Origin of the sequence: Ruminiclostridium cellobioparum subsp. termitidis CT1112 (assembly GCF_000350485.1) — a bacterium.
GTDB classification, from domain to species: domain Bacteria; phylum Bacillota; class Clostridia; order Acetivibrionales; family DSM-1351; genus Ruminiclostridium; species Ruminiclostridium termitidis.
This window is the reverse complement of record NZ_AORV01000028.1, coordinates 63,171-76,231: the sequence shown is the minus strand read 5'-3', so window position 1 is coordinate 76,231 and position 13,061 is coordinate 63,171. Positions and strand designations below refer to the sequence as shown.

The window sequence follows — 13,061 nt, the reverse complement described above, 5'->3', positions numbered from 1 at the left end:
GAGTGATTAGATTAAAAATCTTGTCATGATGTAGAGTTGACTGCCACTTATGTGGACATTCAATCTCCTTAATAATATTATACCAAATTCATTTCAAAAGTAAACATATGTCAAATCAAATTTTACATGAGTCAAAGGAGAATTTAATATGAGAAACTTAATCAAAAAAGTAATAGTACTATTATTAGCATTATCTATCTTAATATTTCCGGAAATACAGGTAAATGCATCACAAGATATAAAGACAACCTTTAAGGATGTTAAATCAACGTCCTGGTACTTCACATATGTTACAAAGCTGGCTGATTTAAAAATTACAGGTGGGTATGAAGATGGCACATACAGACCAAATAATTCCGTAACCAGGGCAGAATTCGTCACTTTCCTGTGTAATGTCAAAGGATATAAGCAGATGCAGGGAAATCCATTTATTGATTCCCGGGAGAGCTGGGCATCCGGATATATAACAGCTGCATTGGCAAACGGAATTATTGATATACCTGCAGATCAAAAGTTTTATCCTAATTATGCAATTACAAGGTTAGAGGCTGTTGAAATGATGTGCAGAGCTTTGAATATTTCGGCTGATGAAAAGATGGAAACACCATATACTGATGTTAAAGACAATAAAGGGTATTCGACAGCAGCATATTCAAACTATCTTATGCAGGGATCACTGGATAAAGATAAGCGTTATTTCTATCCAGGAACAAAAATAACCAGGGCAGAGACTGCCACAATAATTGTAAATGCTTATGATTACAACTTGGATAAAATGGCTTACCTTAACAAGAGAATAGAAGAAGAAAAAGCAAAAAAAGAAGAAGCTGAAAAATATGCTGCCTGGCAGGAAAGTGTAAAAGGTATATCTCCATCACTTTTAAACAACAAGGATTACTTGAAAAAAGGTTCTGTATATGAGAGCAACAAATATCTGAAAGAAGAAACCACCTTCATGAAGAATTGGGGTGCGAAATATGGAATGACTGAGGATGAACTTGCTAATGAAGTTGTAAGGGTTGGTAATGATATAATGAATCTTTGGTACAATGCCGACTATAGAAAATTAGATGTATTGGAGAAGGGTTTTAAATCAATTGCAGATCAGGTATTCATTATCAATTACATGAAAAGAAATATAGAATATGTAAAGAATAATAAATTTGTGTCTGAAGGAAAGTTTCAAACAAGTACTGGACTTATAATAATTGAAGATGATGGTGATTTTGCATTAAGGGGAACAATAAAATATAGATATTTAAGTCCTACAAGTGATGATGTATTAAAATCTGAAATTGTGGGATCAACAGGGAAACAAATTGTACTTAATACATGGTATGAGCAGGATTATAGAATAACTTTTTATCCCGAGGAAACCGGATTAAAATTTACTGGGATGGATGCTATTTCTGCTGTTCGTTTATGTGAGTAAGGAGTGAAACATATGAATAATATACATACTAAAACATTTTCAACTATGGCAATAATTATATTAATATTATTTAATACATTTACACCAGTATTTGCTGGAACTAGTGGAAGCACAGTATTGAAGTTAAATAGTGATGGCGCGGGGCACAATGCTTTAACAATGACAGTTAACCCCGTGCCATCTACATCACCATTACAAGCTTTCTGTGTTGGATGGCAGTTTGAGTTTAGTAATTCTAAAGGGTCAATTTCAGTTTCATTGGAGTTAACAGAAGTAAAATTTACGAGTGGAAGTAAGGATTTTAAATTCGCTTTATCACCGGATTATATAGGCTTGACATCAGGTATTAAAGGCTTTAAAAGCATACGTGATGCTGTAAGTGATAAGGCCACCTTCGATAAAATAGTAAAACAAGGATGCACTGTTACTGCAAATGCAATAATTCGCAAATATACTATTTCAAATGGGAAAATGGTAGCTACAAATACTTACGCATACAATAAGGGAGATATAGATTCTAATTTTTCTGAATTTACTGACACCTTTAAGAGCAACACCAAAGATAACTATTTTGAGTTAACTGTACCAATACCACCAGAATCTGTTCCAGCGCCAGATCCAAATGTGGAAATTACTCTGCCGGTTAACGGTTCAACAGTCTTGCGTGGAACAGTTGTGCCATTCAAAGGATGGGGAACAGGTGTACATCATATCGGAGGGTTTGTAGATGATAAATTTCTTGAAGAGCAGGGCAATCCCTCTGATGATTATAATGATAAAATGTGGTTTGAAACAACGGTAAAGCTTGATGAATTAGGGCCACATACTTTTTATTTATTAGGCCGTAACGCTGCAACAGGAGGAGATACACATAAATCAAAAGTACATACAGTTTATGTAATAGATCCTCCACCGAATTCGGGAACCATCTACGTAAAGGGGCTTGATATAGATACAAATAAAGAGATTTCAGAAGCAACATATGAAATACCTGGCGTTGAATACGGAAAAGCTAAAACAGTTACATACACCCCTGTAACAGCATACAAGGTGCAGGGTTCATATCAGACGTTCTCAACTTCTGTCCCGGACAAGTCAAAAATGGAAACTGCAACTTCACAGACAGTGACATTATCATCAACGAATAAAAATGCCTATGTATATTTCTGGTATAAAGTTGACAACACAGTTCCGCCGGTAAAACCACCACCAAAAATAAACTATGATCCTATAGCAATTATTAATAATCCGGCCGTGGCCTATGCAGGTGATGATGTATTAATTGACGGCAGCCGGTCATATGACACTGATGGATACATAGAAAGATACGTATGGGAAGTACCAGGAACATATGGAACTGACAATGATAATCCGTGGGCAAATGATCTGAATAACGCTGAACAAGATACTGATAAAGGGACGGTGTGGTATCCCAAAGTTGGAACATACCCTATTAGCCTGGAGGTTATTGACGATGGTAATTGTTCCGGCTATGACCAAAGCATCATTGAAATAATAGAGCCTAAGCCAGAAGTAAATATTGATGTCCTGGCGGATAAAATTAAGGAAAACAGAAAAATAACACTGGATACCTCTAAAAGTAAATCAGCGACAAGGTTTCCTATTGATTGGAGCCTGACTACATGGAGCATACAGCCTGTAAATGGCACCGGAGCTACCGGTGATTACGGAGTAAGGCTGGAAAATGGTACGGTATATAAAAATGTTAATAGTATTGCTTACTTATATAAAGGCGGAGCCTGGGAGAATACAGGACTCGCCTTTATTTCTGTTTTAAAAGGCCAAAAAACCATACAATTTCAGGCCAGGGACAGCGGTCAATATAAAATAACTGTGTCTATGACTAATACTTATGTATTTAACAGTGCTGTCCATTATTCAAATACTGTTGACAGGACTATTACTGTAGTTGAGGATTTGGCACCTGTAGCAGATTTCAGCGGATCAGAAAGCAATATACGTGAATTTGAAAATCCTATTGATAAAACCCTGCAAAAATATGGTGTTATCCCTGTTATTTGCACTTCAACCTCACCCGATGGTGATCCCATAGGTAAAAGGATATGGTCTGCCAGGTATGACAGTGACAATGATCTCGCCCAGGGCTCCGGAGTGGCAGCAGCATTTGCAGATGAAACAACCATATATCCATACACAGGTACCGATCCATTTACAAGCGGTATCAGGTTGGTGGTTGACAGTGAATACGATTCTACAGCAGAAATCTGGTCATATGAGGTTGGAAAATTTACCGAAGCGTTACAGGTATACGAGGATATTCCCGATTCAGAAACCGTTAAGGAACTTCTATTGCAGAGTGATTATAAAAGCAGTTATGTGCAAGGGTGGTAAACGGAGGAGCACCTATGAAAAAATTTAATTATTTACTTATATCGATTTTAATAATAACACTAATAAGCCAAAGCTCAGCTTTGGCTTTTAATATTCAGGAGATGAAAAATACTGCTCCTGTAGCAAACTTCACGGTTGAAAAGAGTCGTGAAGTCAAATTACTTGTATTGACGGATTATGCCGGCGCAGAGAACGCCAACTTAAAAAACGCATTAACTAGTATGAGAAGCGAACTTGCCAACTATGCAAAAATCAACATTGAGTATGCAAGTCCGCCTGACAAAACAATAGGGACCCAGCAGGGCAGTATTACAATAAACTACTGGGGTATAAACGGTTATGCTACTTACAAAAAAACAGGTTATACCTGGTCTGTAAACCCCTACGGACAAACTAGCAGGCAGGATTTTAACAATACACAGGTTACAGATAATTTCGTATATTCAACTACTATCGAACTGCCAGAAGGACAAACTCCAACCCAACCTTATGGTGTTCCCAACAGATATATAAAGTCAGCTCTGAAAACAGATACTGCAAACCAAATGGGGAACAGGGATTACTATGAATGGACACTTATGAATGCGTCCGGTATATGTGCCGGTAAATTTGCGATTACTACACAGTACGCATACTACTATCCGAATGGTGCTGTCCAGGAACTCAGTATATCTTTTTCTGAACCTACTTTTACATATGACACAGCCTGGTCAATTCAAGGCTCTCAGGATACAACGGTAACAAATTCCGTAACCGGCTGGGATTTATCAAATTTAAATTATGAAGTTCCCAGCAATACAGACACATTTGTAATTTTTGCTCTTAACAACGAGGATACAAACTATTACACTTCGCACCTGGCATCAAACTACAGATTGGGCCAGCTCCGGAACGACAGTAATCTTGGAAAGTTTGTTAAGGATAGTGAAGCAAGGGTATATTCCATCTGCTCGGATACCTTGGAGAACACTAATTTAACTACAAATCCACAGTATCCGGTGACATTTAACGGTGCAGCTCAAAATATATCTTTGAGAGATTTGATTGAATCCAGCTTTGACGGCAGAAGCATAGGACAGAAAAACGTAACCGGTCTTGTAAACAAAATAAAGGAAAATGTCAAAAGGCCTTCTGACAAGGTGGACATGATAGTGGCTACTGATAAAGATATATCAAGTACAAACAGCTTTGTTAACAGCATTAAGGATAATATAAGCTCTGATGTAGATTTCAAAACAAATGTTGTTAATATGGATTTTCTTGAAGATGTAGACACCTGGAAAAAATATGTGACAAAGGGTGATTATAAGAGTTATTCTCAATATAATACCGATGCCACACTCTTACTTTGTGGTAATGGGGAGTTATGGGCGCGGGGCAGCAATCTTATAGGAGGGAACTACCAGGGAAATGAAGTATATGGTCTGTTTGGACAGAGTACAACAACTAAAACCTACAGTAGCTTTATTAAAATAGCTACAGATGTAAAAGATGCATATTTCTACAATAGTAGCAGTGGCTATTCCATTTACATAATAAAAAATGATGGGGCATTGTGGGTTTGCGGTGCCAATGGAGTGACATTCAATTCACGTCTTGGATATGACATGCCAATACAGTATCAGGAATTTACAAACACTTACTGGACCGGTGTAAGATCACTTGCTTTTGATGTTAATGAATTTTGGGTAATGTACATGGTAACGGATACAGGTGTATACAAGCGTGTGCTGAACTGGGATAACTCAATGGTTCCAGTAGCAAAAGACCCTTATGCTCCGGCCAATACCCAGTATATACTTGGTGTTGGCGGTAGTAGTCTTTATTATATATCTAACGACGGAAACATAGATTATACGTATTGGTCAAATGGTAGTCCGCAAAGACCACTTTATCATAGCGGAAAATTGCCTTATCCTATAAAGGATTTATCAACGGCCAGGGATGCGGCAAGACAAGCTGTTATACTTTGTACTGATAATAAGGTGTATAATCTGCAAGGACAGGTATCTATAAATATACCTATAAAACAGGCTATTATGGGTAAATCAACATATGGTGTTACTTATTTAGTGGCAACTGACGGTAAAATATATAGTAATACTTCCGGAGGTTGGAGCACTTATAATGTGCCTGCAGCTGATAAAATATTGTTTATACAGGATAATAGTGGTGCTACCGGAGGACTTGTAGTAAGAACTCTCAGCGGTGAAATTGGTTATATAGGCCGTCTTAACTACGAAAATATATTTAAGACTGATATTACAACCACTTATGATGCTGCAAGATATTATGCAAACAATGGAGGAGGAGTACCCACAGTCTTTGATGCTTCAGTTGGTGATACTGCTGCCGATTATTTGCAAATAGGCGACCATTTTGCATATGTGAACAAGCAGGGCAATATTTGTTATGTTAATTGCGATTATTTGGGAATGGATGCTTATGGATTATACAAATACAAATACACTACTGTCAATTGTGGTAAGGTAGATTCAGCTTTTGATATTACCACTAAGCCTGTAAAAGCATTCTCAAAGTCGAAAATATTCAACACTCAGTTAAGGGATGGGTCAGAGAGGTACTTTATATATATTTCCGATAATGTCAAAAAAGATACTTACTTTCATGCTCCGTCGGATTATTTGCTGTTGGATAATTTGGACAGCACGGTTTTAAATTATCTAAATGCTAACAGATTCAATATTTACGTTGTTTCTCCGGCCGAAGTTAGGGACTTGAAATTACAATATCCATATATCCCCGTTAACAGGCAGCAGTATTCCTTAAGAGAATTGATATATAACTCTGTTATGGACAGCGCATTCTGCAAGGATGAAAACACGGTCAGAACCCTTATTGTAAGGAAGTATGACACATTTACAAAGCAAGGCAGTACAACACTTACGCTATTGGTAAATGAAGAAAGTGTCCGCTATAACCAGATTTACAGCGATTTTGAGCACGACCCGAAATATTCAGATAAATGGCAGTATACCCATGACCCGACCTACTTTGATAACTCAAATGGGATGGACAGTAACTCAGGCAAGTGGATCACCGAACCGTTGTACACCTTCAGCAAAGTTGGAAAATATACAGTAGTTGCACAATTCAGGGATAACCCGAAAGATGACAACAGGTTTGACAACTACCGGCTTTGGTCAAATGTTTCGGCGCCAGCCACAATTATTGTACACCGCAGACCTATAGCCTTATTTACAGTGAGTTCGAGATACAATGAAACCACTAAGCTCTGCACTCTCAGAGCAAACAATACGTCCTATGATCTGGATCATCAAATAAGCAGATCTGACAAAGGTATTGCACAAAGCTCATTTGAGTACAAACTTAGTACTGACAGTACCTGGTTATCAGGATTGCCCACAAATGTTCCTGTAAACAAAACATATAATATGCGCTTAAAAGCAAGGGACATCGAAGGGGCCTGGAGTAACTATTATTATCAGGATTTCACGACGGTACCGGTAAATTCAAATGAACCTCCGGAGGTCACTATTACAAAATCTTTGTCTTATGTTTACGAAGGTGATGATCTTGTACTTTATATGAAGCCGACTGATCCTGATAATGATAACATGGATCTTGTTTTGGAGGAAAAGAAGGATTCGGGATCATGGAAAACTGTATTTACAAAAACCGCTTGTGCTTCAGGTTCCACTCAAACTTATTCCATAACTAAAATACCGGCCGGAAACTACCAATACAGAGTAACTGTTATAGATCCGGACGGGGAATCGGGCAGCGCCTCATTAAGCTTTACAGCGTACCCGCTGGGCATAAATGGTGTTGTAGATCATACACCTATTTGGAAAATGAATTGGATAAACTATAACAAGCATTTGCAGAGCATTGGAAAGCCCATATTTGGGAATGAAACATTCTTTACCGGTGAAAAGTATATACTTAGTGCAACCACCACCAAAATATCACCTGAAAGCAGCATAACGGCATCAAATGTAAGTGTTAAAATCGTTGAGAGAAACTATAGTCCTGTCTTGCTTACTAAGCAAAGCTCAAATACTTTTACCGGTGATATGTGGAATGAGGATATGAAGGGAACCAGGTGGCGGGGAAAACAAGCAACTTTCCTTTTTACTGTTACGTATAGTAACGGTACCATGAAAACAGACACAGTCGTAACAAATATTATTGATGACGATTATTTCAGAGTAAAAATGTCATTCTAAATACATAAAGGAAAAAGAGATCAGTCCAGGACCCTCCCGAGGTACAACTGATCTCTTTTTCATCAAAAAACTCCTCAGAAAAAGAATATCAAAAACAATACTATTTTGTCAATATGTGTAAGTTATAAACAGCCCTTAAAGCTGTTTTTTTCTTTTTCAGTAACGTATTTTGAATAAATGGCCAAGGTCATTTAAATAAAAGGAAAGGATGTGTGTATCAATGATTATTATGTCAGGCAGATTGGCACGGGATTGTGAAGTAAGAGAGGGGGTATCTGACAAAGGCAGGCCTTATGCAGTGCTGAATAACTGTGTTTTCGTAAACAATAAGGAGCTGGGACAGGATGTTCCAATGAATATTACTGCATGGGGAGAGAACGCAAGATTTATTCAGGAAAACTTTCAGAAAGGGGATAGTATCCAGCTGGTAGCCCAGGAAACACCACATGATAGAAAGGTTGGAGACAAAAAATTTACTGAGTGTGTTTTCACAGTAAGAAAAGTTCTTGACTGGGATATGTACATAAATACGGTCAAATTCCTGGGCAACACTTTATCACGGTTGGAAAACAGTTATACCGAACGAGCTCAGGAAACTCAAAACGAAAACCAGGACAATCAGAATAGCGATATGAACAGAGATGCAGATAATTCATATTATCCTGAACCGGAGGAAGAAGAAATTTAAAGTATTTGAATGAAGCCAGGGCGGTAGAAAAACTTATTCTACCGCCCTAAATATTTCAGGTCGAAGAGAGAGGGGGATAAAAGTATGCTGATCATTTCAGGAAGGTTGGCAATGGAACCGGTGGCAAAGAAGGTCATAATAGAAGGAAAGAAAAGAGTTGTCCTGGATAATTGCGTATTTGTAAATACGGCAGGGAGGGTTAAAAACAATGTGCCGGTTAATATATCCGCATGGGATAAAAATGCAACATATATAGCCCAGAATTTTGGTAAGAGTGAAAAAATCCACCTGGTAGGAATTGAAAAACTGGACAATATCAGAATTAAAAATAAAACCTATGGTATATGCACTTTTACTGTAGTCAAAATAATCGATTCAAAGATATATAAGGCTATTAATAGTATTTTGACAGCTTTAATTACCAGGATAATTAATTGTTCTGATATTGTGGCTGAAAATATATTAAATCCGGAGCTTTTACAAAGAGACGAAAGTCAGGAACCTGATCAGGATACTGAAAAAGAAAATCTTGAAGCTGAGGATGAATCGGATGATAAGGAAAACAATTTAAATGATCATGATGAAAATCCGGCATTGGATAAAAACACGGAAGAAGATCCGGAAACAGACATTGTTACAGATGGAGACTTGAAAGAAGAAATAGAGGCTGATTCAGTCCAGCTATCTCCGGAGGAAGATGAAGAAGATGATGATTGGTCCCCGAGAGAACCAAGTGCATATTATGTTCTCGATTTCTCCTATGTAAAAAAAGAAAATTATCATAGCTAACAAAACGAGGTGAAAAGTATATATGAATATTTTAGCAATAATATTTCCATTGGTGGCCGTAGTTGGTGGTGCAATAGCTCTGGCATTCATAAATAAGAACAATGCAAAAACTTCTGCACCGGTGCCGGAAAAGTCGAAACATACAAAACCAAATAAAAATAAAACTCTTCCAGAGATAACAGCCCAGGAGTTTGTTAATGTAAAAGACATTACAGATAAATACCTTTATACAAGGGACGGCTTGGTCTTTACTTACGTAAGAATTTATCCCATCTCTCCAGATCTGCTTTCCAGGAGAGAAAAAAGAACACTCACCAGGCAGCTTACTGCCGAGATATCGGCTGAACCATTCAAATTCGGGTTTATGGCACTGAGCAGACCGGTAGATATTTCTCCATTGATTAAGGAGTATAGTGAACTACTATCTGAATCCAATGATCCAATACAGAAAGAGATCCTGAAGAATGAAATGCAGGCCATGAGTAACTATGCTCTGTCCGGAGAAGTTGTTGAAAGACAATTCTATATCAAAATCTGGGAGAAATATTCCGAAGGCTCTGAAAATGATCTGCAAAAAAGGGCCTTTAGTATTCTGGGATATTTTACTGCAGTAAGTATCAACGGTGAAATACTTAAGGAAGATGATATAGTCCGGCTGTCAAATCTTATTACCAATCCCGCCTATGTTCACATTGAAAGTACGAACATCCGGGCAGCAATGCCAATAATTGAAAGCCTGATTGCAGCAGGAAGAGAGGAGTAATTTATGATAGATAAACCTGCCGTGAATTTAGATAAGGATAAGGGTTACTTTGTCGGTATAGCTAATCTAAATAAACCGGTTTTTATTGATCCTTGGTCAAAATGTAATGGGTATGCAGAGAACTCCAATATAGTAAAAATGGGAGTTTCAGGAGCAGGAATGTGCTTTACAGCTAAACTTAAAGAAGCTAGGAAAAGGGGATTAAAAAATGGCGAAGAAACATGAAGAAATACCTGTAAACGGCGCATTACTTAACAGTATAACTCCTATAGGAATGGAATATAAACAAAACTCAATTATAGTTGGTGAGAATATGGGGAAAGTTTACGGTATTGTAAAGTACCCTCAGTCTGCAGATTACGGCTGGCTCTCAAAACTCACCAATATACCGTCTACTGTTGCAAGTATTACATTTACACCGGTTGATGATTCAGCTTTCCTTGAGAGCTTATCTAATACAATAAGACAAAAACGCGGTGAGGAGCAAAGTGCAAAAGACGCCCTGGTGGCTTCAAGAGCAAAACGTGCAGCTGATGATGCTGAGAAAATGATGATCCAGGTTGACCAGCAAGGCGAAAAAATAGGTGCCATGAGCCTGCTTATTGCCCCTCTGACCCGTGATGAAAAAGCCTTAAAAAAGGTATGCCAAAAAGTAGAAAGTGCAATTGCTGTTGCAAAGTGTAAGGGCAGAGTTTTATCGAGTCTGCAGAAAGAAGCCTTTAAACAAATTTCACCCTTCTATTCTCCTCAAGAGAAAATTGAACAGATTACTCAAAGAATATTACCCCTTTCAAGCTTTATTGGAGGTTTCCCCTTTGCTTCAACAGGCTTGAACGATGGCAGGGGATATTATTTCGGGAAAGACACATCCGGTGGGTTGGTAGTTATAGACCCCTGGATGCGCGGCGGCGACAGGACAAATTCAAATATGGTGATTATGGGAGTTGCAGGAGTAGGAAAGAGCACAAAAATAAAAGATATAATTATTTGCGAGTACATGCGCGGGACAAAGATAATCATGATAGACCCGGAACGCGAATATAAAGAGCTTACCCGGAATCTGCATGGTGACTGGCTTAATTGCGGTGGAGGTGTAAAAGGAAGATTAAACCCTTTGCAGATCAGGCTGGTTCCTTTGGATGAAGAAGACGAAGATGGAGAAACGCTGTATCGTGATGAGGGGAATGGTATGGGGGCTTTGGCATTACATATGAAGTCCCTTGAGATATTCTTCAAACTTTATAAATCTTCACTTACTGAGATGCATATAGCACTCTTAAAGATGTGTCTTACTGAGTTATACAACAAGTTTAATATTTTTTGGGATACGGATATAAGTATCTTAAAAAACGAGGATTATCCCATATTCACGAATTTGGCAGAGGTTATTGAAGAAAGAAAAAATAAGGAAATAGATCCTGATGTTAAAAAACTATATAACGAAATACTTTTGCTGCTCCACGACCTGTTTTATGGTTCAGACCAGTTTTTGTGGAATGGACATACAACTATAAATGCTCAATCAAGGTGCGTATGCATGGATACTCATGATCTTCAGGATACTTCCGACAATATAAAAAGTACTCAATATTATGAAGTGCTTCAATGGTGCTGGGACCAGATGACAAAAAACAGAGAAGAAAGAGTTCTGTTAATATGTGATGAATCCTATTTAATGATCGATCACAGGGTACCGCAATCACTAATCTTTTTAAGAAACTGTGTCAAGAGAGATAGAAAGTATGAAGCTGCAATAGCGATAATATCACATTCAGTCGTTGACTTTCTGGATCCTTCGGTAAAAATGTATGGACAGGCTTTGCTGGATATACCTTGTATAAAAATCCTGATGGGGACTGACGGCAAAAACCTGCAGGAAACAAAAGACTTATATAAGCTGACAGAGGCTGAGGAAGAAATACTTGCAGCTAAAAGAAGAAAAATAGGGCTTGTCTTGATTGGCTCGAAACGTCTGCAGGTAGATTTTGAATTATCCGAATATAAAATGAAATACTTCGGTAAAGCCGGTGGAAAATAGCTTTATATTTTTGGCAATATTCCAAATAGGAATAAAATATTGTAAAATTATAATGAGGTGGAATATTTATGGATAGAATTTATTCAATAGAAGAGATTAAAGCAGTGGTTAAAGAAGTAGCTCATATGTACGGAGTGGAAAGGGTAACTCTGTTTGGTTCATATGCGAGAGGTGAGGCAGGGTATAATAGTGATATAGATTTAAGAATTGATAAAGGCCGATTAAAAGGGCTATTTCAACTCTCAGGCTTCCATCTTGATCTGGAGGAAAAGCTTGCTGCCAGGGTGGACGTATTGACTACTGAAAGTCTTAATGAGCAGTTTCTTAACAAAATCAGAATGGAGGAAATCATTCTTTATGAGCAGTGAAAGAAATATTGACATATTAAAACATATAGTTGATTACTGTAATGAAATTTTTCATACACAAACTTACTTTGGAGACTCTTTTGAAGTTTTCAAATCTAATTCCATATATAGAAATGCAGTTGCCATGTGTATCCTTCAAATTGGTGAATTATCAGGTAATTTAACTGATGACTTTAAAGAGTCATATGGCGGTGTTCCTTGGCGAAATATAAAGGGTATGAGAAATATCATGGCACATAAGTATGGGGATATAAATGCTACAATAGTATGGGAAGCCGTTAATGAGGATATACCGCAATTAAGGGAGTATTGCAGTGATATATTAGATAAATATCGGGTGCTTGAACAGGCAGCAGTAGAAGATGAAGGCGATGAAGAGCCGGAAATTTAATTGATATA

The 13,061-nt window shown here is 37.7% G+C and carries 10 protein-coding genes; all 10 read left to right on the top strand.

From position 1 onward, the window contains the following. Positions 1-148 precede the first annotated feature (148 nt). Entirely contained in the window at positions 149-1,432 is a 1,284-nt protein-coding gene (locus CTER_RS09790; protein ID WP_004625253.1) for an S-layer homology domain-containing protein, read from the top strand. Between the two features lie 12 nt (positions 1,433-1,444). Beyond that, entirely contained in the window at positions 1,445-3,805 is a 2,361-nt protein-coding gene (locus tag CTER_RS09785) for a hypothetical protein (RefSeq protein WP_004625379.1), read from the top strand. Positions 3,806-3,819: 14 nt separating this feature from the next. Further along, positions 3,820-8,016 (top strand): hypothetical protein, encoded by a 4,197-nt coding sequence (locus tag CTER_RS09780; protein ID WP_004625229.1) that lies wholly within the window; start codon positions 3,820-3,822, stop codon positions 8,014-8,016. 220 nt (positions 8,017-8,236) lie between these two features. After that, a complete protein-coding gene (locus tag CTER_RS09775; RefSeq protein WP_004625348.1) occupies positions 8,237-8,704 on the top strand; it encodes a single stranded DNA-binding domain-containing protein in 468 nt (155 codons plus the stop codon). Positions 8,705-8,788: 84 nt separating this feature from the next. After that, positions 8,789-9,493: a hypothetical protein gene (locus CTER_RS09770; protein ID WP_004625269.1), complete on the top strand. Its 705-nt coding sequence runs from the start codon at positions 8,789-8,791 to the stop codon at positions 9,491-9,493. A gap of 22 nt (positions 9,494-9,515) precedes the next feature. Beyond that, complete coding sequence (locus tag CTER_RS09765) at positions 9,516-10,256, top strand: hypothetical protein (protein WP_004625227.1); 741 nt, start codon at positions 9,516-9,518, stop codon at positions 10,254-10,256. A gap of 3 nt (positions 10,257-10,259) precedes the next feature. Beyond that, positions 10,260-10,481, top strand: a complete 222-nt coding sequence (locus CTER_RS09760; protein WP_040760751.1) for a hypothetical protein — start codon at positions 10,260-10,262, stop codon at positions 10,479-10,481. Then, on the top strand, positions 10,465-12,294 hold the full coding sequence (locus tag CTER_RS09755; protein WP_004625320.1) for a VirB4 family type IV secretion system protein: 1,830 nt from the start codon (positions 10,465-10,467) through the stop codon (positions 12,292-12,294). The genes CTER_RS09760 and CTER_RS09755 overlap by 17 nt, the downstream gene beginning before the upstream one ends. A gap of 68 nt (positions 12,295-12,362) precedes the next feature. Next, a complete protein-coding gene (locus tag CTER_RS09750) occupies positions 12,363-12,662 on the top strand; it encodes a nucleotidyltransferase family protein (RefSeq protein ID WP_004625255.1) in 300 nt (99 codons plus the stop codon). Next, entirely contained in the window at positions 12,652-13,053 is a 402-nt protein-coding gene (locus CTER_RS09745) for a HepT-like ribonuclease domain-containing protein (protein WP_004625268.1), read from the top strand. Before CTER_RS09750 ends, CTER_RS09745 begins: the two co-directional genes overlap by 11 nt. Positions 13,054-13,061: the final 8 nt, after the last annotated feature.